22 protein-coding genes and 1 riboswitch are annotated in these 18,983 nt (G+C 46.0%); of the genes, 15 read left to right on the plus strand and 7 right to left on the minus strand.

The annotated features are described in order from the left end of the window. The first annotated feature begins 45 nt into the window (after positions 1–45). Positions 46–1,485 (plus strand): o-succinylbenzoate--CoA ligase, encoded by a 1,440-nt coding sequence (locus tag RRU94_RS12945; protein ID WP_315695952.1) that lies wholly within the window; start codon positions 46–48, stop codon positions 1,483–1,485. Continuing rightward, the gene (gene menC, locus RRU94_RS12950) at positions 1,475–2,575 is read left to right on the plus strand and encodes an o-succinylbenzoate synthase (RefSeq protein ID WP_315694686.1); all 1,101 of its coding nucleotides are present in this window, start codon (positions 1,475–1,477) and stop codon (positions 2,573–2,575) included. Before RRU94_RS12945 ends, menC begins: the two co-directional genes overlap by 11 nt. A gap of 1 nt (position 2,576) precedes the next feature. Here the strand turns inward: menC and yidD are convergent, their stop codons facing one another. Further along, positions 2,577–2,813: a membrane protein insertion efficiency factor YidD gene (yidD, locus tag RRU94_RS12955; protein ID WP_251269714.1), complete on the minus strand. Its 237-nt coding sequence runs from the start codon at positions 2,811–2,813 to the stop codon at positions 2,577–2,579. Continuing rightward, positions 2,810–2,956, minus strand: a complete 147-nt coding sequence (ytzI, locus tag RRU94_RS12960; RefSeq protein WP_315695954.1) for a YtzI protein — start codon at positions 2,954–2,956, stop codon at positions 2,810–2,812. Before ytzI ends, yidD begins: the two co-directional genes overlap by 4 nt. A 118-nt stretch (positions 2,957–3,074) precedes the next feature. Between ytzI and RRU94_RS12965 the strand changes: the two genes are divergently transcribed. Continuing rightward, entirely contained in the window at positions 3,075–3,515 is a 441-nt protein-coding gene (locus tag RRU94_RS12965) for a Dps family protein (RefSeq protein ID WP_242233194.1), read from the plus strand. 89 nt (positions 3,516–3,604) lie between these two features. On the opposite strand, the gene RRU94_RS12970 is transcribed toward RRU94_RS12965, so the two are convergent. Continuing rightward, positions 3,605–3,847: a DUF6154 family protein gene (locus RRU94_RS12970; protein WP_242233195.1), complete on the minus strand. Its 243-nt coding sequence runs from the start codon at positions 3,845–3,847 to the stop codon at positions 3,605–3,607. 121 nt (positions 3,848–3,968) lie between these two features. On the opposite strand from RRU94_RS12970, the gene RRU94_RS12975 reads away from it, so the two are divergent. From RRU94_RS12975 to RRU94_RS12995, 5 genes are all read left to right on the plus strand, one after another. Further along, complete coding sequence (locus RRU94_RS12975; RefSeq protein ID WP_315694687.1) at positions 3,969–4,277, plus strand: hydrolase; 309 nt, start codon at positions 3,969–3,971, stop codon at positions 4,275–4,277. Positions 4,278–4,311: 34 nt separating this feature from the next. After that, positions 4,312–4,785 carry an RNA deprotection pyrophosphohydrolase gene (ytkD, locus tag RRU94_RS12980; RefSeq protein ID WP_315694688.1) on the plus strand — a complete coding sequence of 158 codons (474 nt, stop codon included), beginning with the start codon at positions 4,312–4,314 and terminating at the stop codon, positions 4,783–4,785. After that, positions 4,785–5,534 (plus strand): alpha/beta hydrolase family protein, encoded by a 750-nt coding sequence (locus tag RRU94_RS12985; protein WP_315694689.1) that lies wholly within the window; start codon positions 4,785–4,787, stop codon positions 5,532–5,534. The genes ytkD and RRU94_RS12985 overlap by 1 nt, the downstream gene beginning before the upstream one ends. Before the next feature lie 4 nt (positions 5,535–5,538). Further along, positions 5,539–5,781, plus strand: a complete 243-nt coding sequence (locus RRU94_RS12990; protein ID WP_242233199.1) for a DUF2584 domain-containing protein — start codon at positions 5,539–5,541, stop codon at positions 5,779–5,781. Positions 5,782–5,949: 168 nt separating this feature from the next. After that, positions 5,950–7,100, plus strand: a protein-coding gene (locus tag RRU94_RS12995; protein ID WP_315694691.1) for an IS3 family transposase whose coding sequence is annotated in 2 segments (ribosomal slippage) — positions 5,950–6,220 and positions 6,220–7,100 — 1,152 coding nt in all. Because the reading frame shifts where the segments join, the coding sequence is not laid out codon by codon here. Between the two features lie 65 nt (positions 7,101–7,165). Here the strand turns inward: RRU94_RS12995 and pckA are convergent. Next, a complete protein-coding gene (gene pckA / locus RRU94_RS13000; RefSeq protein WP_251270088.1) occupies positions 7,166–8,752 on the minus strand; it encodes a phosphoenolpyruvate carboxykinase (ATP) in 1,587 nt (528 codons plus the stop codon). Positions 8,753–9,022: 270 nt separating this feature from the next. Then, positions 9,023–9,131: riboswitch (SAM riboswitch) on the plus strand. Positions 9,132–9,249: 118 nt separating this feature from the next. Here pckA and metK point away from each other — a divergent pair. After that, the gene (gene metK / locus RRU94_RS13005; protein ID WP_251269708.1) at positions 9,250–10,446 is read left to right on the plus strand and encodes a methionine adenosyltransferase; all 1,197 of its coding nucleotides are present in this window, start codon (positions 9,250–9,252) and stop codon (positions 10,444–10,446) included. Between the two features lie 38 nt (positions 10,447–10,484). Here metK and RRU94_RS13010 read toward each other — a convergent pair whose 3' ends face one another. After that, positions 10,485–10,997 (minus strand): gamma carbonic anhydrase, encoded by a 513-nt coding sequence (locus tag RRU94_RS13010; RefSeq protein WP_315694693.1) that lies wholly within the window; start codon positions 10,995–10,997, stop codon positions 10,485–10,487. 108 nt (positions 10,998–11,105) lie between these two features. On the opposite strand from RRU94_RS13010, the gene RRU94_RS13015 reads away from it, so the two are divergent. The 6 genes from RRU94_RS13015 to RRU94_RS13040 all read left to right on the plus strand — a co-directional run bounded on the left by RRU94_RS13015 (position 11,106) and on the right by RRU94_RS13040 (position 17,114). Continuing rightward, positions 11,106–11,915, plus strand: a complete 810-nt coding sequence (locus RRU94_RS13015) for an alpha/beta hydrolase (RefSeq protein ID WP_315694694.1) — start codon at positions 11,106–11,108, stop codon at positions 11,913–11,915. A 9-nt stretch (positions 11,916–11,924) separates the two neighbouring features. After that, complete coding sequence (locus tag RRU94_RS13020; RefSeq protein ID WP_315694695.1) at positions 11,925–13,001, plus strand: tetraprenyl-beta-curcumene synthase family protein; 1,077 nt, start codon at positions 11,925–11,927, stop codon at positions 12,999–13,001. A 14-nt stretch (positions 13,002–13,015) separates the two neighbouring features. Continuing rightward, entirely contained in the window at positions 13,016–14,023 is a 1,008-nt protein-coding gene (locus tag RRU94_RS13025) for an LLM class flavin-dependent oxidoreductase (protein ID WP_315694696.1), read from the plus strand. A gap of 100 nt (positions 14,024–14,123) precedes the next feature. Then, complete coding sequence (locus RRU94_RS13030) at positions 14,124–15,071, plus strand: iron-hydroxamate ABC transporter substrate-binding protein (RefSeq protein WP_309089455.1); 948 nt, start codon at positions 14,124–14,126, stop codon at positions 15,069–15,071. A 13-nt stretch (positions 15,072–15,084) separates the two neighbouring features. Beyond that, positions 15,085–16,113, plus strand: a complete 1,029-nt coding sequence (locus RRU94_RS13035; RefSeq protein WP_315694698.1) for a FecCD family ABC transporter permease — start codon at positions 15,085–15,087, stop codon at positions 16,111–16,113. Next, the gene (locus RRU94_RS13040; RefSeq protein WP_315694699.1) at positions 16,110–17,114 is read left to right on the plus strand and encodes a FecCD family ABC transporter permease; all 1,005 of its coding nucleotides are present in this window, start codon (positions 16,110–16,112) and stop codon (positions 17,112–17,114) included. Before RRU94_RS13035 ends, RRU94_RS13040 begins: the two co-directional genes overlap by 4 nt. Before the next feature lie 65 nt (positions 17,115–17,179). Here RRU94_RS13040 and RRU94_RS13045 read toward each other — a convergent pair whose 3' ends face one another. Together RRU94_RS13045 and RRU94_RS13050 are read right to left on the minus strand one after the other, a co-directional pair. Continuing rightward, on the minus strand, positions 17,180–17,761 hold the full coding sequence (locus RRU94_RS13045) for a tRNA 5-(aminomethyl)-2-thiouridylate-methyltransferase MnmM (protein ID WP_315694700.1): 582 nt from the start codon (positions 17,759–17,761) through the stop codon (positions 17,180–17,182). Continuing rightward, positions 17,758–18,714: a tRNA modification radical SAM protein MnmL/YtqA gene (locus tag RRU94_RS13050; RefSeq protein ID WP_242233209.1), complete on the minus strand. Its 957-nt coding sequence runs from the start codon at positions 18,712–18,714 to the stop codon at positions 17,758–17,760. Before RRU94_RS13050 ends, RRU94_RS13045 begins: the two co-directional genes overlap by 4 nt. Positions 18,715–18,983: the final 269 nt, after the last annotated feature.

The raw sequence follows: 18,983 nt of genomic DNA on the forward strand, positions 1-18,983 counted from the left end.
AGTGTCCTATACCGGACACTCTTTTTTTAAATGGAAAGGATGATCATAATGAACATGCCAAACTGGCTTCAGCAGCGTGCTTTTTTAACTCCTGAGCGAACGGCTCTTGCTTTTTATGACGAAACGTGGACCTTTTCACAATTGTTCGATAAAGCATCCGTGCTGGCAGGTCAATTGAAGGCAGCGGGAATAAAAAAAGGCGACTATTGCGGTGTGCTGGCAGGAAATCGGCCGGACACGGTTTTTCTCATTCATGCTCTTCAGCAGATCGGCGCTGCAGCAGTGATGCTAAACAGCCGGCTGGCTGCAGAAGAACTGGCCTGGCAGCTTCAAGATGCCGATGCTGTGTGTCTGCTGTATGACGGGGAGCATCAGAATAAAGCTCATTCTGTGACAGATATACGCTCTTTTTGTTTTACCTCATTCGGGAAAGCAGCGAAAGAAAACAAGCGTGAAATGTTTGCTTTAGAAGACATTTGCTCGCTTATGTATACGTCTGGTACAACAGGACGGCCAAAAGGTGTTAAACAGACCTATGGCAATCATTATGCCAGCGCGACAGCTTCGGCTTTAAATCTTGGTCTTCACTCGGACGATGCCTGGCTTTGTGCGGTGCCTCTATTTCATATTTCAGGGTATTCTATTTTAATGAAAAGCGTGTTGTATGGGATGGAAGTGTGCCTCATCGAAAAATTTGATCCGAACTATGTAAACGGACTGTTACAAGAAGGACGAGTGACCATGATTTCAGTTGTCACGGCCATGCTTTCTTCCATGCTGCATACACTCGAGGGAGCGTACCACGCCCGGCTTCGCTGTGTTCTTCTTGGCGGAGGCCCTGCTCCTCTTCCCATATTGGAGACGTGCCAGGCAAAAGGCATCCCTGTTTACCAAACGTATGGCATGACTGAGACTTCCTCTCAAATTGTAACGCTCGCACCAGAAGATGCTTTCCGGAAAATCGGTTCCGCCGGCAAGCCTTTGTTTCCATGTGCGATCCATATTGATGGAGAAGACGAGGGAGAAATTTGGGTCAGCGGCCCCAACGTGACGCCAGGCTACTTAAACCGTCCGGACGCGAACGAGCGGGCTTTTCAAAACGGCTGGTTTCGGACTGGAGATATCGGCCGGCTTGATGAAGAAGGATTTTTATATGTGCTGGACCGCCGTTCCGATTTAATTATTTCTGGCGGTGAAAATATTTACCCGGCCGAAATCGAGTCCGTCCTTACCGGTCATCCAGCCCTTTTAGAAGCCGGGGTGGCGGGTGTGCCGGATGAGAAATGGGGAAGTGTTCCCGCTGCTTTTTATGTGGCGCAGTCTCCGGTTTCGAAAGCAGAATTACTGCATTTCTGTCAGGAAAAGCTCGCCCGTTTTAAAGTGCCGGCTTATTTTATTGAAGTAGAAGTCCTGCCGAGAAATGCGGCAAATAAATTGCTCCGGCGTGAACTGGCCAGGCAGTGGAGTGAGCGTTATGAACATTAAGCGGCTCACGATGCATGTAGTAGAAATGCCGCTGAAAGCGCCGTTTTACACACACTTGGAAACGGTCACGAAGCGGGAAGCGATTATCATTGAGGTAGAAGACCGGAATGGGACAGTAGGCTGGGGAGAAGCGTCCGCTTTTTCTACGCCATGGTACACGGAAGAAACGGTGGCCACAGAGTGGCACATTATAAAGGACGTGCTGTTTCCGCTGCTGAAAGAGCATGACATTTCTCATCCGGCGGATGCATCGTCCCTTTTTTGGGCTGTACGGGGCAATCAGATGGCTAAAGCGGGTGTAGAATCAGCACTATGGGATTTGTACGCTAAAAAGCTGGATCAGCCGCTTTTTGAAGTGGTTGGCGGAACGCGCTCATCCATTTCGGTCGGAGCGGTTGCCTCAGGAAAAACGACGGACGAGATGCTGGAGCGCATACAAGCTCATGTTGAAGCCGGATACGGGCGCATTAAAGTGAAAATCAGCCAGGGCTCTGACATCGAAATGCTGACAGCAATTCGTAAAGCATACCCATACATTTCGCTGATGGCTGATGCCAATTCAGCCTACTCGCTGCAGCATATCGATCATTTAAAAACGCTCGATACATATGGACTGATGATGATCGAGCAGCCGCTTGAAGCAGACGACATGTGGAACCATGCAAAGCTGCAGCGCCAGCTTAAGACACCGGTTTGTTTAGACGAAAGCATCCGTTCTTTCCATGATGCCAAGTGTGCGGTTGAAATGAAGGCCTGCCGGGTGATCAATGTAAAATTCAGCCGGGTAGGAGGAATATCGGAAGCAAAACGCATTCATGATTACTGCCTTCAACAGAATATCGATCTTTGGGCAGGCGGAATGATTGAATTTGGCATTTCGCGCGCACACAATGTGGCGCTTGCTTCGCTTCCGGGATTTACGATGCCAGGTGACATTGTTTCCACTGACTATTACTGGGAAGAAGATTTTATTGAGCCCGGCATTTTTGTTCAAAACGGCCGGATTCATTTGTCGCAGGAACCAGGCATTGGCTTCGGAGTCAGCCGGAAGCGAATAGAAAAGCAGCGAAAAGCGGTTTATTCCGCTTAATTCAATTTCTTTTTTTTAGCGGCCACTTTTCGGGCACATAATCTACGCCGCCAGGGTGAAATGGATGGCATTTTAAAATACGAATAACAGCAAGCAGTCCGCCTTTTAGGGCTCCATGCTTTTGAACGGCTTCGTACCCATAATGGGAACAAGTCGGATAAAAGCGGCATGAAGGCGGCTTTAGCGGTGAAATTCCTTTTTGGTAAAAGCGGATCAAAAACAAGAATAGCTTTTTCATTTTTCCTCCTGTTTTTCATATGCGGAGTTTTCTTTTGGCGGATCAATCGTATGTTTGTAACTGTATCCTTTTTGAATGGTGAATAAGGAAAGAGCCAGTACAACGAGAACAACAAGCATAGAAACGATAAGGACCATCATCATATCCGACAAGGAAATCTCTCCTTTTTTCATAGTGTATCACGTTTTTGTTTAGTTCTGTATAAGAGTGGTATACTAAAAAGGTCGAGATAAATTTGAAAATGTTGGAGGAGATTCTTTTATGTCAGAACAGTTAATCAGCAGTGTAAACAAACAGGTTGCAAACTGGACGGTGCTTTATACAAAGCTTCATAACTATCATTGGTATGTAAAAGGACCTCAGTTCTTTACGCTGCATGCAAAATTTGAAGAGTTATACACTGAAGCAAGCGGGCATATTGATGAGCTGGCTGAGCGTCTTTTGGCGCTGGACGGAAAGCCGGTAGCAACGCTTCGTGAATCCCTTGAACTGGCAACGGTAAATGAAGCAGAAGGGCAGGAATCTGCGGAAGAAATGGTACAGTCAGTTGTTAATGACTTTACAACGCTGACTGGCGAATTAAAAGAGGCAATGGATTTAGCCGCTGAAGTAGGCGATGAAACAACAGGCGATATGCTTCTGGCGATCCACCAAAGCCTGGAGAAGCATGTTTGGATGCTTAAATCATTCCTAGGAAAATAATGAACAAGCCGAGCCGATAAGAGCTCGGTTTTTTTATGAAAGGAAACAAAAAAACGGAGAATGAGTCCTCTCCGTTTTTTCTTTATGTATTAATGGAGCAGGCGGTTTCGGTCGGCAGGTATTTGATCCTGGTTGAATTTTTCTTTTAATCCTTCGTACAAATAAACGCGGAACAGCCAGGCAAGTTCTTCATTAGGCATTTCTCCAATGATGGACAGGATATCTGTCTCAGTCATTTCACCAAGAACGGTCAGCGTGATCATATCCAGGTCGTCTTCTGTTCCTTGCAGCCGGCCGCGATACAGTTCAAACAATTCATTTACAAATTTCATCGCTGTGCCTCCTTTTTAAGAATATATATATAGTTATACATGAAAACGCTATCATATTCCAACTTTTTTTATTGAATGAAGAAAAGAAAAAGCGCACATGCTGTAAAAAGGAGGGATTAATGTGGAAAAACAGCCTTACTATATTGCCATCGCGAATGGAGAAATTCAGTCACAGCCGGATGTGTCCCCATGGAATTTTCGTGTTTTTGCCAATGATAAGGAAATACAATCGCTGCGTGAGCTGTTAAATGGAATGAACCGGGAGGACTTTGGCTCGTTCTGGCGGGCGCACGTTCCTGCTATTCCGTATCATGAAGATCAAAACAATGACCGATATGACGACTATATGATGGCGGTATACGAAAAAATCTATGAACTTGGAGATGAAGACGCACGACAACATATAAAAAAGTGGAGAAATGACGTATAATAGAGAGAAAGCAAGCAGGGGTGAGGGATGCCGGTTGCACAGTTTTACCGATCAAAACAATTATCCTGTTACGATGGTGTTTACAAGAGGAGCGTTTGGAAGGGCGCCGTCTCACGTTCTTGTTTTATGCCGATTCGAGCATTCTTGGCTTTTAACAAAACATAAAGTACGAGGTCTTGAATGTCCGGGGGGAAAAAGAGAACCGGGTGAAACGCTTGAAGCAGCAGCCCACAGGGAAGTGGCAGAAGAAACGGGGGCCGCGATATCCGGTTTGCACTTCATAGGTGAGTATTATGTTCATGCACCAGAACAGCCGTTTTTAAAAGCGGTTTTTTTTGCGCACGTAACGGATATAAAAAAGAAACAAGATTATTTAGAAACAGACGGTCCATATATAGAAAAGGATGATTTGCTCGAAGCGCGCTTTGGAGCTCATTATTCTTTTTTAATGAAAGATGAAATGATTCCGCTCGCGTTATCAGAAGTAAGGAGAAAGGGGCTGGTCTAATGGAGTGTATACCGTACCCATCGCCAAATCCACATGTACGTCTTTTCCTGGTTCATTATAAGTCTGCGGGTCTTTTAGTAAAAGGCTTTTTAGCGGAGCCGGCTGACCAGGAATCGTACGAAGGTTTTTTATACTTGCGAGGCGGTATTAAAGGCATTGGCATGGTGCGGCCGTCAAGAGTCGCCGAATTCGCTGCAGAAGGATTTATTGTCTTCGCACCGTTTTACAGAGGCAATCGCGGCGGAGAAGGAAATGAAGACTTCGCAGGAGAAGACCGCGAAGATGCCTTTAGCGCTTTTGACCTTTTAAGAAATCATTCGCGTGTAAAAAATGGCCGGATTCATGTGTTTGGCTTTTCACGAGGCGGCATTATGGCTCTTTGGACAGCCATTCACCGGCCGGTGTCTTCACTTGTTACATGGGGCGGCGTATCCGACATGAAACTTACGTATGAAGAAAGAAAGGATATGCGCCGAATGATGAAACGTGTGATAGGCGGAACGCCCCAAAAAGTGCCGGAGGCGTACGACTGGCGGACACCTCTGGAAGAAGCCGGCCAGATCACAGCGCCCGTGCTGATTATTCACGGCCGCAGTGACAAGAATGTATCGGTAGAGCATGCTTACCGGCTGAAGGAAGCTGTGCCGCATGCAGACACGATGTATTTGGATAAATATGATCATTACATACCACCTGCAGTAAACCGTCAGATTGTCGGCTACATTGCAAAATGGATAAAGGGGGACTAAAATCATGGGAATGCCTATGGAACTAAATACGATGATTGTCACAAAAGGAAATGAAGTACGGGAGGAAGAAAATCGGTTCGTTCTTCAAAAAGACGGCTACCGGCTTTATCCAATTGATATTCCAATTGCCGTGTTTAAAACAAAGGACAGCGAACAAAGCGGTACCGCCCTCATTAAAAAAGTAGAATGGCAACAGGAGAAAACGACCATTACGTATACGCTCGTTTCTTTGAAATCAACGAATTAAAAAATGAAAGCCCGAGAAACAGTCTCTCGGGCTTTAAGAGTGTAGACAAAAAGTAAGAAAGCCCGAAGGATCAATGGGACTGACCCCATAGAGTGAGACAAATAAAAACACCTTTAAGTTGAAAACGGGTATGGAATACCTGAAAACAACTTGGAGGTGTTTTTTTCTATGGGTACAAGAGTCAGTTATCCAGCGGAAGTAAAAATGAAAGCTGTAAAAATGAGATTAGCTGGAGTGCCGGTCAAAGAAGTCTTGAAGGAATTAAATATCCGAAATAAGACACAGCTTAAAACATGGATGAAATGGTACAAAGCAGGCGAACTTCATCGGTTTGATCAGCCAGTGGGCAAACAATATTCCTTCGGAAAAGGACCTGAGGAGGAAAACGAAACAGAGAAACTGAAAGCAGAAAACCGGTATCTAAAACAGCAGATTGAAGTCTTAAAAAAGTACGAAGAATTGGAGAGGAAGTGGTACCGGAAACAGCCGTAGAATTAGTGGAAGAACTCAAAAACAGCTTGCCCGTCAGGGAAATATGCCGGCATCTTGGTATTACTAGATCCACTTACTATCGCTGGAGAAGACAGAGCCGGGAAGAAACATCCAAGCAGGCCATTGAACGAAAAATCGGCACGTTGTGCCGGAACCATAAGTTTCGATATGGCTATCGTAAAATCACAGCCTTATTAAAACGGGAGATGTTGATTAACCATAAAGCGGTACAGCGTATGATGCAGAAGTATGGCTGGCAGTGCCGGGTGAAAGTGAAGAAACGCAGGCAGACAGGACAGCCTTGTCATATTACCGATAATCTATTGAAAGGTGATTTCCAGGCAGATCAGCCCCTTCAAAAGCTCGTCACAGACATTACATACTTGCCTTTTGGCCAGAAACAGCTGTATCTTTCAAGTATCCAGGATTTATTTAACGGTGAGATTATTGCCTATTCTATTGGAGACTGCCAGGACACAAATTTTGTGCTCGACACCCTGTCGCAGCTTTCTTCCCTCCCAGAAGGGTGCATCCTGCACAGCGACCAGGGATCTGTTTGCACATCTCACGCTTATCAACAGGCAGTCAAAGAAAAAGGCATTATCATGAGCATGTCCCGAAAAGGGACACCCGCTGATAATGCCTCCATCGAATCGTTTCATTCCTCGCTAAAGTCTGAAACGTTCTATCTCGACAAGTTAGACAGCACTACGACGGCCATCGTAGAGCAAACTGTCGAAAACTATATTCACTATTATAACCATATCCGTATTCAAGCGAAACTAAACAACCAGCCACCGGTTGCGTACCGGCAGCTGGCTGCTTAAAGGTGTTTTGATCCCTGTCTCAAAAACGGGGGTCAGTCCCCAATCCTTCGGGCTTTTTGTATGGGTTAAAGAAGCGGACCGCCTTTTTGGGCAATTTCATCTGCTACACCGCTGAATTTTTTGAAGTTTTCCCGGAACTTTGCTGCTAATTCCTGCGCTTTTTGCATAAAGGCTTTTTCATCCGCCCATGCCTTGCGTGGAATCAAAACATCATCCGGCACACCTGGAACATGAAGCGGAATTTCCAGGCCGAAAACTTTTGTTTTATAAGTTGGTGTGTGCGCCAATTCGCCTTCTAGAGCAGCTTGAATCATTGCACGTGTGTAGGAAAGCTTCATTCGTTCGCCAGTTCCATACTCGCCGCCTGTCCAGCCTGTATTCACGAGGAAAACTTGCACATTTTGCTCATCGATTTTTTTGCCGAGCATTTCTGCATAAACCGTTGCATGCAGCGGCAGGAACGGTGACCCAAAGCAAGTAGAGAACGTTGCCTGAGGGCTTGTAATACCGCGTTCTGTACCAGCAAGTTTAGACGTATATCCGCTTAAAAAGTGGTACATTGCTTGTTCTTTCGACAGTTTGCTGATTGGAGGCAGCACACCAAACGCATCTGCAGTCAGGAAAATAATCGTATTCGGATGACCGGCAACGCTCGGGTCTACAATATTATCAATGGCTTGAAGCGGGTAAGCGGCCCGTGTATTTTCGGTTAATGTGTTATCGTCGTAATCCGGCTCCCGTGTTTTAGAATCAAGAACAACATTTTCAAGAACAGAACCAAAACGAATCGCATCAAAAATTTGTGGTTCTTTTTCGCGTGTCAGGCCAATTGTCTTTGCATAGCAGCCGCCTTCAATATTAAACACCCCGTTGGCGGACCATCCATGTTCATCATCGCCAATCAAACGGCGGTTTGGATCAGCGGAAAGCGTCGTTTTTCCAGTACCCGAAAGACCGAAGAACAGGGCTACATCTCCTTCGTAGCCGACGTTTGCTGAGCAATGCATTGGCAGGACATTATTTTGCGGCAGAAGGTAGTTCATCACAGAAAAAATGGATTTTTTCATTTCACCGGCATATTCTGTGCCGCCAATAAGAATAACACGCTGTTCAAAGGAAACAATAATAAATGTTTCAGAGTTTGTGCCATCTGTAAGAGGATCCGCCTGGAAAGAAGGCGCTGACAAAATAGTGAAGCCTGCGTCATGGGTTTTAAGCTCTTCTTCCGTTGGACGAATGAACAATTGGTGCGCAAATAGGTTATGCCAGGCATATTCATTTACAACCTGAATCGGAAGACGGTGTTTTTGATCCGCGCCGGCAAAGCCTTTGAAAAGAAACAGTTCTTCTTTTTCTTTTAAATGAGAAACCACTTTTTCATACAAGCGGTTAAACGCTTCTTCAGAAATCGGCTGGTTGACTGAACCCCAGTCTATGCTGTTTTCAACAGATGCTTCCCGGACAGTAAACTTGTCTTTTGGAGAGCGGCCTGTATATTTGCCTGTTTCGGCGCGAACAGCACCGGACGCGGTTAAAACACCTTCGCCGCGCTGAAGTACCTTTTCTACAAGAACCGGTACAGAAGGCTGAACGAGAATATTGGAGCCTTTGAGCAGCTCAGTTAATTCGCTGGAAACAGTTAAAGAGTTCATCATGTACAACCATCCTTTATTTGAGTTTTAATGTGTTTGATTAACTTGAAATTAGTATAACACATTGAAATGAATAGTCTATACTATTGGATGAAATTTTTCGTATATTTTTATATTTTTTGGGCCATGCTAGTAAATATGTGAATTTTAATTAAATAGGAAGAAAAGCAGGATACACAAAAAAGTACCTTTAAAAATTGTTTGCTTTTTGAAAGAGAAACGGGTTGACACGAAGCGCGATATTTCGTAACATTGACACTTGAACGGATACTCTTATCCTGAGTTGGTGGAGGGACAGGCCCTGTGAAACCCAGCAACCTGCCGTACTTTGCGGACAAGGTGCTAAACCTGAGCAAGGATCAGCCTTGGACGATAAGAGTGAAAGGCCCGAGTGAAAACAACCTTTCCTCTCTCAATGCCGGGAGAGTTTTTTTATTTTCTGGATCACCTGAGGGAAATGAGTACCGTACACACTGATTTTAAGGAGGAATTTTTTCATGACAAAACAGCGCCGTCTGTTTACATCAGAGTCCGTAACGGAAGGACATCCGGACAAAATCTGTGACCAGATTTCCGATGCGATTCTTGATGCCATTCTTGACAAAGATCCGAATGCCCGCGTGGCAGCGGAAACATCTGTAACAACTGGACTTGTTCTTGTTGCAGGGGAAATTACCACTACTTCTTACGTGGATATTCCAAAAATCGTTCGTGAAACGGTAAAAGAAATCGGGTATGTTCGTGCAAAATACGGATTTGACTCTGAAACAGCAGGGGTTTTAACATCTATCGATGAACAGTCACCTGATATTGCAGCAGGGGTTAACGTAGCTCTTGAAGCGCGTGAAGGTCAAATGACGGATAAAGAGCTTGATGAAATCGGTGCCGGAGACCAGGGCTTAATGTTCGGTTTTGCGTGTAACGAAACAGAAGAGCTTATGCCGCTTCCAATCTCACTTGCTCATAAATTGGCACGCCGTTTAACAGAAGTGCGCAAAAACGAGACACTTGATTACCTTCGTCCAGATGGTAAAACGCAAGTAACAGTTGAGTACGATGAAAACGGCAAACCTGTTCGTGTTGATACAATCGTTATTTCTACGCAGCACCATCCAGAAGTAACACTTGAGCAAATTCAAAAAGAAATTCGCGAACAAGTGATTAATGAAGTGGTTCCAGCCGAATTAATCGACGCGGAAACAAAATTCTTTATTAACCCAACGGGCCGTTTCGTTATCGGCGGACCTCAAGGGGATGCAGGCTTAACAGGCCGTAAAATCATTGTAGATACGTACGGCGGATATGCACGTCACGGCGGCGGCGCATTCTCTGGTAAAGATCCAACAAAAGTTGACCGCTCTGCCGCTTATGCAGCACGCTATGTAGCGAAAAACATCGTAGCAGCAGGCCTTGCGGACAAATGTGAAGTACAGCTTGCTTATGCAATCGGTGTAGCACATCCGGTGTCCATTTCAGTTGATACGTTCGGAACTGGAACAGTAGCGGAAGAAACGCTTGTTGACGTAATCCGTCAAAACTTCGATCTTCGTCCAGCAGGCATTATTAAAATGCTGGATCTTCGCCGTCCGATTTACCGTCAGACAGCAGCTTATGGCCACTTTGGCCGCACGGATGTAGATCTTCCGTGGGAACGTACAGATAAAGCAGAAGCATTGAAAGCAGCTGCGAAGTAATAAAAAAACCATGCCCAAATACTTGGGCATGGTTTTTTTTATGCTTGAATAGATTTATAATACTGGCCTTTTTCAGCGTATTCACGCACGATACGTTCCATGTCTTTGCGGTCTTCTTCGTTTACATTTCGCACTACTTTAGCAGGCCGTCCGAAGGCCATTGTATTTGGAGGAATTACCTTGCCAGGCGGTACAAGGCTGCCCGCGCCGATAAATGCACCTTCTCCGATTTCGGCATTGTCTAAAATAATGGATCCCATGCCGATCAAGGCGCCTTTTCGAATTTTACAGCTATGTAAGATCACTTGGTGGCCAATTGTCACTTCATCTTCGATGACGAGCGGGTTGTTTGGACTTTGATGAAGAACGGAATTGTCCTGGATATTCACTCTACTGCCAATGATCGTCGGTGCAACATCTCCGCGTATGACGGTGTTATACCAAATAGTGGATTGTTCGCCGATCACGACATCTCCTGTAATCGTTGTATAGTCCGCAACGAAAGCGGATTCAGCAATAACCGGCTGTTTATCTTTATACGGATAAATCATGGTTGAGGCCCCTTTCTTTTTTGTCTGTTATACCGTTTTATTTTATCGAACAGCAAAAGATTTGTATAATAGAAAAAACGGTTGTCGTTTTTTGAAGGAGAGAGCAATATGTGGAAATGGGAATGTGAAGAAAAGCCAAAAGGCGTGATTGTGATCGTGCATGGTGCCCTTGAACACCATGGCCGGTACGGCTGGCTTATTGAAATGTGGCGGCAAAACGGGTTTCATGTTGTCATGGGAGATCTGCCTGGACAGGGAATGACTTCACGTGCAAAACGCGGCCACATTTCATCTTTTAAAGAATATACGAATGAATTATCGGACTGGGTGCAGGCAGCATACCAATTTAACGTCCCTGTGTTTTTGCTGGGCCACAGTATGGGTGCGCTTGTGATTACCCGCTATTTACAGGAGGAAAAGCCGGAGATTGCTGGGGTCATTATGTCGTCTCCTCTATTTAAAATGAAACATGTGCCGCCTAAGCATTTAAATGTGCTTACACACGGCTTAAATTCAATGACTCCGTCCTTGAAATTTGATTCAGGCATTACGTCTGAAATGGCGACCCGGAACGAAGAAATTTGGGCCTTTGATGCTGAAGACTCTTTGTTTGTCCGGAAAGTATCGGTTCGGTGGTACAGAGAAATTGTGCAGGCCATCAAAATCGCAACAGCTGGACCGGGAGAAGTGCCGGATATTCCCCACTTGATTATGCAGGCGGGAGAAGACCGGATCACCGACGGAAGTACAGCCCGTTCATTTGCCAAAAAGCTGGAGCTGTCCGAGCTGCAATACAAGGAATGGCCGGGCCTTTATCATGAAATTTTTAACGAACCAGAGCGGGAAGATGTATTTCAATATGCGCTCGATTTTGTCCACAACCGATTGCGGTCGCTCGGTTTTATTATGGAAAAGTGAGGTAAGAACATGACAGTCCCTACGAATTCGCTCCTGTTAATGCGAAAAATATATAAAACCATTTTCCCTGCTGTGAAAACAGAATGGAGCAAATGGAAGGAATTGGCGGAACAAATACCCAATCCGGAACTGCGCAAGCAGGCAATGGACGTGTATGAGAAAAAATACTTTCACTGCGAAGCAGGCGGTGTGATTTCCATGCTGGCCGGTAATAGCCAGAAAGAAGCGATCTCTTTTATTGTCCCTTATCAATTAATTTGTGATTATCTCGATAATTTATGCGACCAGACTACATCATTTGATCCGAATGATTTTGCGGCGCTTCATGAAGCGCTGCGTGACTGTTTTTTTCCTGGCCATCCTAAAAGCGATTATTATCGATTTCGTGAAACCAAGAATGATGGCGGCTATTTAGATGCATTGGTTGATGGCTGCCGCCAGGTGGTGGAAAAAATGCCTTTCTTTGGAGCTGCAAAACCGCATGTGCTGGATTTAAGCCGCTACTACAGCGAACTGCAAATTCATAAGCATGTCCGCGAAGAAGAGCGGGAAGAGCGCCTGGTCCGCTGGTTTGAGAGTTACAAAGCGGATTTACCGGAAATGGAATGGTATGAGTTTGCCGCCTGCACGGGTTCGACAGTCGGTGTATACTGCTTAATGTCTTGCGCGATGCAGCCGGCGTTTACGCCTACATACGCCAAAATGGTGCGTGACTGCTATTTCCCATATGGGCAGGGCATTCACATTTTGCTCGACTATTTTATTGACCAGGAAGAAGATATGGAAGATGGCGAGTTAAATTTCTGTACATACTACAATAGCGAAACAGAAATGATGGAACGGTTTCTTCACTTTTTGCGCCAGGCAAAAAAAGGAACCGAACGGCTGCCGCACGCTAAGTTTCATTCATTTTTAATTGAGGGCATTGTGGCTGTTTACTTATCGGAAGAAAAAGCGGCTGGCAAAAAAAGCGTGCGTGGACATTGCCGCAAGCTTGTCCATACGGCTGGAGCGGCCAGTATTTTCTTTTACTGGAATGGGCGAACTTATAAAACATACCGGAAAATGCGCCAGGCCGGCCGGTAAAAGGAGAGGGGAATATGAAGCTTAGTATATTGGATCAGTCTCCCTTGTCGGAAGGACAAAGCGCCATGAAAGCTCTTCAGGAAACGGTAGAGCTGGCTCAATGGGCGGAAGAACTTGGATACAAACGGTTTTGGGTATCTGAGCATCATGATGCAGATACACTCGCGGGCTCTTCGCCAGAAGTGCTGCTCGGCCATTTGGCAGCAAAAACAAACAGCATTCGGCTTGGCTCAGGCGGTGTGATGCTGACGCACTACAGCGCTTATAAAGTTGCTGAAAATTTTAAAGTACTGTCTGCGCTTGCTCCGGAGCGAATCGATCTAGGTGTAGGGCGGGCACCAGGCGGTATGCCGAGGGCTTCGTTTGCCCTGTCGAATGGCCGGAAACGGGAAAAAGACCGCTTTCCGGAACAAATTGATGATGTGCTCGCTTATTTGTATGATCAGTCCGTTCCCCATCCGTATTCTGGTGTCAGGGCAACTCCTGCTCTTGAAGTACCGCCTGATGTGTGGCTGCTTGGTTCAAGCCCGTCCAGTGCAGCGCTCGCTGCCCAAAAAGGGCTGCCGTACGTATTTGCTAAATTTATTAATGGCGACGGGGGGCCCGATGAGCTGGCTGAGTACCGGCGCACCTTTCAGCCGTCTCCTCATTTAAAGGAGCCAAAATCCGCTGTGGCTGTTTTTCTTGTATGTGCAGAGACAGATGAGGAAGCCGATTTTCTTGCGGGAAGCCTTGATCTGTCCCTGATGATGACCGGGCAGGGGATTCGATCAACTGGCACACCTTCACCGGAAAAAGCAGCGGCTTACTCATATGGGAAGTTTGAACGGATGCATGTTGAGGAAAACCGAAAGCGTATGATTGTGGGAGGACCGGACACTGTTCGAACGCAGCTGGAGGAATTAGCGCAAAATTGCGGGACGGATGAGATCATGGCTGTGACGATCTTGTTTGATTTTGAAAAAAAGAAACGCTCCTTTCAATTACTTGCTGAGACAGTGGGTAATAAAGAGCTCCTTTAAAAGGAGCTTTTTTAAAAAAATAACATTGACAATGAGAATCATTTTCGATAAGATTTACCTAGTTAATGATAATCATTTTCACTTAGAAAGGACGAACAACATGAAGCGTAAATTATTTTCAGTTTTACCGCTGCTTATGATCATAAGTGCTCTTTTCCTAGCCGCGTGTTCTCAGGAGAAAGAAGAAAGCGGGCAGGAAAAAGAATCAAATACAAAAGCAGAAACACGTACATATGCATCAGAAGAAGGTGACATTGAGATTCCGGCCAACCCAGAACGGGTAGCTGTCATGGCTGCTACGTATCCGGGGAATTTCCTGGAGCTTGGTGTAACTCCTGTTGCGATTACAGACTGGTCTGCAAAAAGCAAGTTTTTAGGTGATAAGCTAAAAGATGCAAAAGTAGTAGCACCAGATGATTACGAAACGTTGATTGGTTTAGAGCCGGATTTAATTATTACGTATACAGGAGACGAAAACATGGCGAAATACAAAGAAATTGCGCCAACAGTCGGACTGTCTTACGAGAAATACAATTATCTTGATCAGCATCTTGAAATCGGCAAAATTTTAGGCAAAGAAGAAGAAGCCCAAAAATGGGTAGATGAATGGAATGCGAAAGCAGAAGAAGCAAAGAAAAAGGTTCAAGAAGCGATTGGAACAGATGCAACAGCAACTGTAGTTGAAACATTCGGTAAAGACACGTATGTATACGGAAAAAACTGGGGCCGTGGAACAGAAGTCATCTATCAGGCTCTTGGCATGAAGGCCCCTGAAAAAGTAGAAGCGGAAGCATTTGGACCAGGCTATAAGGCCATCTCGGCTGAAGCGATTCCAGAGTATGCAGGTGATTATATTTTCGTTGGAGAAGGTGCCAACGTATCATCTTCAACATTTATGGAAACAGACCTTTGGAAAAACATTCCGGCTGTGAAAGCAGGAAATGTGATCACATTTGACTCGGATTCTTTTTACTTCAATGATCCGATCTCAGTTGAAAAAGAACTTGACTTTATCGTAGACGCTTTAACGAAAAAAGCGGCGCAATAAAGGGAAGATCCGTATGAATCATACAAGTGAATTACAAGCAAGCTCCCGTCCAAAGACGGGAGTATTCGTTCTTTTAGCAGGATTTGCAGGTTTATTGATCAGTCTCGCGCTGTCCGTTTCAGTCGGGGCAGCAGAACTGACGCTGAAAACCGTTTGGGAAGCTATTTTTTTATTTGATCCAAGTCGTGAAGCAGATCAAATTATTATGGGCATCCGTCTGCCAAGGGAGATTGGAGCGGCGCTGACGGGAGCGGCATTTGGAACAGCAGGAGCTATTATGCAAGGGGTTACACGCAACCCGCTGGCGGAGCCGGGTCTGCTTGGCTTGAATACAGGTGCAAGTCTTGGCCTTGCCTGTATGCTGGCCTTTTTTTCTGCCAGTTCTTATACAATGGCTATTCTTTTTTCTTTTGCCGGTGCAGTTGTCGGAGCTGTTTTATTATTCGGCCTGGCTTCAATCAAAAAAGGCGGCTTCTCGCCGCTGCGCATTGTACTCGCAGGGGCCGCCATTTCTGCTTTGTTAACGGCACTTGGAGAAGGTGTCGCCCTTATGTTTCAGTTGTCACAAGACCTTGCTTTCTGGCAGGCCGGGGGTGTTTCTGGGACAAGCTGGCCTCAACTTAAAGTGTTGGCTCCGGTCGTTGGAATTGGTCTGCTGACCGCCATTCTGCTGTCGAGGTCGTTGACTATTTTAAGCTTTGGTGAGGAAATGGCTAAAGGGCTCGGACAGCGGACAACGCTTGTAAAAGTGATTTTAATTTTGGTCGTGCTTATCCTCTCTGGGGCAGGCGTCTCTGTCGCGGGACCGATTATGTTTATTGGCTTAATGACTCCACATTTAGTCCGGGCGCTTGTCGGAACGGATTATCGGTGGATTATTCCGGGCTCAGCCCTTTTCGGAAGCATGATGCTTGTGCTGGCTGATACAGCAGCCCGTATGATTAACCCGCCATTTGAAACACCGGTTGGCGCGGTCATTTCTGTTGTCGGCGTGCCGTTTTTCCTTTATCTTATTCGCAAAAGGGGGCGGCTCACACAATGAATGATCATTTAAAGAAAAGAGCAAGACGCGTTTTCACCGTGTCAGCTGTACTTCTTGTTGTTTTATTTATAGCAAGTGCTGCGTCAGGAAAAGTGGCTGTTCCGCCGATGCGTCTTCTAGAAACGCTGCTCGGTAATGGGACACCTAGAGAAGAGCTTATTTTATACAGCTTCCGTCTGCCGCGCATGATGATTACGATGCTTGCCGGAGCGGCGCTGGCCGTCTCAGGCGCGATATTGCAAAGTATCTCCCACAATCCGCTGGCCGACCCCGGAATTCTCGGCATTAACGCGGGAGCGGGCTTGATGGTCACCATTTACGCGTTGGTCTTTACGCCGCAGTCTTCTACATTTTTATATATGGTGCCGCTGTTTGCATTTATTGGCGGCATGGTGACGGCACTCATCATTTCCGCAGTTTCCTATCATAAAACAGAAGGTCTTGATCCGATTCGTCTTGTTTTAGCAGGAGTTGGCATGGCGATGGCGATGGCGGGCATCATGCTGATCCTTGCTTCACAGTTTGACTCGCGCGAATACGAATTTATCGCCGGCTGGCTTGCCGGCGATATATGGGGTAATGACTGGAACTTTGTAAAAGCATTGGTGCCATGGCTGGTTGTCTTGATTCCGGCTGTATTGTGGAAATCAAATGTATTGAATCTATTAAACTTAAATGAAGGCACTTCTGCGGGGCTTGGAGTAAGAGTTGGCAGGGAGCGGATTATGCTGCTGCTCCTATCCGTTGCACTTGCATCAGCAGCTGTGTCAGTGAGCGGCGGCATTGTGTTTATCGGCTTGATGGCTCCGCATATTGCAAGAGGATTAACAGGACCGCGTCATCAGCATTTTGTGCCGGTTGCGGCGGTCATTGGCGCACTGCTGCTTCTTGGAGCGGATACGATCGGCCGCCTGATGCCTTTTACAACCTCTGTACCAGCAGGGATTATTGTCACATTGATCGGCGCTCCATATTTTATGTATTTGATGGTTAAAAAGTAATCTCCTGCATAAAGAGATATTTCAATCTGTAAAAAAGCTTCCTCCTTTTAAAAGGAGGAAGCTTTTTATATGGCCGGACGTTTTTCGATAGCGACAATAAAAGGAGGCGTGTTTACTTGGTTGATAAAGCCGTATTGCATAACGTGTGCCCGCTGCTGGTCAAGACCGGCAGCAAATTCAACCACTGCATTCCGCTCATCAGCGCCGCCTGCATGGCCATGGTATACAACGAGTACAATCAAACCGCCGGGTTTGAGCATATCAAACAGCTGGCGGATGGCTTCAATAGTGGTATCCGGTCTGGTAATGATCGATTTGTCGCCTTTTGGCAGGTAGCCGAGATTAAAAATGGCTGCATTGATCCCTCTGTGATAGAAGTCTGGAATATGCTTTCGGACCTCTTCATGGCCGCTATGAAACAGCGAAACACGGTTTGAGAAGCCCGCTTCTGCTACGCGTTTTTTTGTATTATGAATCGCCTGTTCTTGAACGTCGAATGCAAAAACGCGGCCGTCTTCGCCGGCCAGCCCGGCTAAAAATACCGTATCATGTCCATTGCCGGCTGTAGCATCGACAAAGCATGGGGCATCTGACAGGGTTTTTTGAATGAGAAGCCGCGCGAACGGCAAAATTCCATCTAGCGTCATGGCTGCACAATAGCTCCTTTGTAGAACTTGCCCTGCCACGTATCGCGCTTTTGCATTTCGGCATGAATGGCATTCAATACTTCCCACTTATTGACACTCCACATTGGGCCGATCATCAGCTCGATTGGGCCATCGCCCGTAATGCGGTGGACAACCATTTCCGGCGGCAGGATTTCAAGCTGGTCTACAACAAGCTTCGCATAGTCCTGCATCGATAAAAAGTCCAGCATGCCTTTTTCGTACTGTTTGACAAGAGGAGTCCCTTTTAAAAGGTGCAGCAAGTGAATTTTAATGCCCTGTACATCTAAATCAGCGATAGCCTGGGCTGTCTCCATCATCATTTCGGGAGTTTCAAGCGGCAGGCCGTTAATTAAATGGGAGCAAATACGGATGTTGTGCTTGCGCAGCTTTTCAACGCCTTCCACATACGTTTGAAAATCGTGGGCACGATTAATAATGCGGGCTGTTTTTTCATGAACGGTCTGCAGGCCGAGTTCTACCCATAAATACGTACGCTCATTCAGTTCAGCCAAATAGTCAACAACGTCATCCGGAAGGCAGTCCGGACGTGTGGCGATCGAAATACCAACCACATCATCCTGCTTCAGGACTGTCTCGTATTTTTCACGAAGCACCTCAACCGGCGCATGTGTATTCGTATATGCCTGGAAATACGCCATATATTTTCCGTGCTTCCATTTTTCGTGCATTTTTGTTTTTATATCATGAAACTGTTTTTCCAGCGGGTCAACCCGGTCGCCGGCAAAATCACCTGAGCCTGCTGCACTGCAAAATGTACAGCCGCCAAAAGCAACCGTGCCGTCGCGGTTAGGGCAGTCAAATCCGCCGTCAAGTGCTACTTTAAATACTTTATGACCGAAGTGCTGCCGCAAATGATAATTCCATGTATGATACCGTCTGTCGTCGCTTGCGTACGGAAACGGGTTTGTCATCATTCATTCCTCCTTTAAAGCTCGTTTTAAATTGTAGCATGAAGAGGGAAGCGGGTAAAATGCGCTTGCATATTAGCTGGAATTTTTCTAAAATGAAAGGTAAAGATTAATGAAGAAAGCCGTCGGACTAATGCTCCATTCTGGGTAGAGAAAAACCTCTCCTGTCCCACTCGCTGGGCAGGAGTTTTCTATTAGATCTATTATGTGGGCCGCGAAGCGCGGCGTATTCAGTTTTCGATCGGCAGTACATAAACGGAAGGCAGGTTTCA

Source organism: Domibacillus sp. DTU_2020_1001157_1_SI_ALB_TIR_016 (genome assembly GCF_032341995.1).
Taxonomy (GTDB): domain Bacteria; phylum Bacillota; class Bacilli; order Bacillales; family Domibacillaceae; genus Domibacillus; species Domibacillus indicus_A.

What these genes read in the sequence shown, in the direction of transcription:
- menC (WP_315694686.1), top strand. Translation starts at nt 1,475, where the DNA reads ATGAACATTAAGCGGCTCACGATGCATGTAGTAGAAATGCCGCTGAAA.
- yidD (WP_251269714.1), bottom strand. Translation starts at nt 2,813, where the DNA reads ATGAAAAAGCTATTCTTGTTTTTGATCCGCTTTTACCAAAAAGGAATT.
- ytzI (WP_315695954.1), bottom strand. Translation starts at nt 2,956, where the DNA reads ATGATGATGGTCCTTATCGTTTCTATGCTTGTTGTTCTCGTTGTACTG.
- RRU94_RS12965 (WP_242233194.1), top strand. Translation starts at nt 3,075, where the DNA reads ATGTCAGAACAGTTAATCAGCAGTGTAAACAAACAGGTTGCAAACTGG.
- RRU94_RS12970 (WP_242233195.1), bottom strand. Translation starts at nt 3,847, where the DNA reads ATGAAATTTGTAAATGAATTGTTTGAACTGTATCGCGGCCGGCTGCAA.
- RRU94_RS12985 (WP_315694689.1), top strand. Translation starts at nt 4,785, where the DNA reads ATGGAGTGTATACCGTACCCATCGCCAAATCCACATGTACGTCTTTTC.
- RRU94_RS12990 (WP_242233199.1), top strand. Translation starts at nt 5,539, where the DNA reads ATGGGAATGCCTATGGAACTAAATACGATGATTGTCACAAAAGGAAAT.
- pckA (WP_251270088.1), bottom strand. Translation starts at nt 8,752, where the DNA reads ATGAACTCTTTAACTGTTTCCAGCGAATTAACTGAGCTGCTCAAAGGC.
- metK (WP_251269708.1), top strand. Translation starts at nt 9,250, where the DNA reads ATGACAAAACAGCGCCGTCTGTTTACATCAGAGTCCGTAACGGAAGGA.
- RRU94_RS13010 (WP_315694693.1), bottom strand. Translation starts at nt 10,997, where the DNA reads ATGATTTATCCGTATAAAGATAAACAGCCGGTTATTGCTGAATCCGCT.
- RRU94_RS13015 (WP_315694694.1), top strand. Translation starts at nt 11,106, where the DNA reads ATGTGGAAATGGGAATGTGAAGAAAAGCCAAAAGGCGTGATTGTGATC.
- RRU94_RS13020 (WP_315694695.1), top strand. Translation starts at nt 11,925, where the DNA reads ATGACAGTCCCTACGAATTCGCTCCTGTTAATGCGAAAAATATATAAA.
- RRU94_RS13025 (WP_315694696.1), top strand. Translation starts at nt 13,016, where the DNA reads ATGAAGCTTAGTATATTGGATCAGTCTCCCTTGTCGGAAGGACAAAGC.
- RRU94_RS13030 (WP_309089455.1), top strand. Translation starts at nt 14,124, where the DNA reads ATGAAGCGTAAATTATTTTCAGTTTTACCGCTGCTTATGATCATAAGT.
- RRU94_RS13035 (WP_315694698.1), top strand. Translation starts at nt 15,085, where the DNA reads ATGAATCATACAAGTGAATTACAAGCAAGCTCCCGTCCAAAGACGGGA.
- RRU94_RS13040 (WP_315694699.1), top strand. Translation starts at nt 16,110, where the DNA reads ATGAATGATCATTTAAAGAAAAGAGCAAGACGCGTTTTCACCGTGTCA.
- RRU94_RS13045 (WP_315694700.1), bottom strand. Translation starts at nt 17,761, where the DNA reads ATGACGCTAGATGGAATTTTGCCGTTCGCGCGGCTTCTCATTCAAAAA.
- RRU94_RS13050 (WP_242233209.1), bottom strand. Translation starts at nt 18,714, where the DNA reads ATGACAAACCCGTTTCCGTACGCAAGCGACGACAGACGGTATCATACA.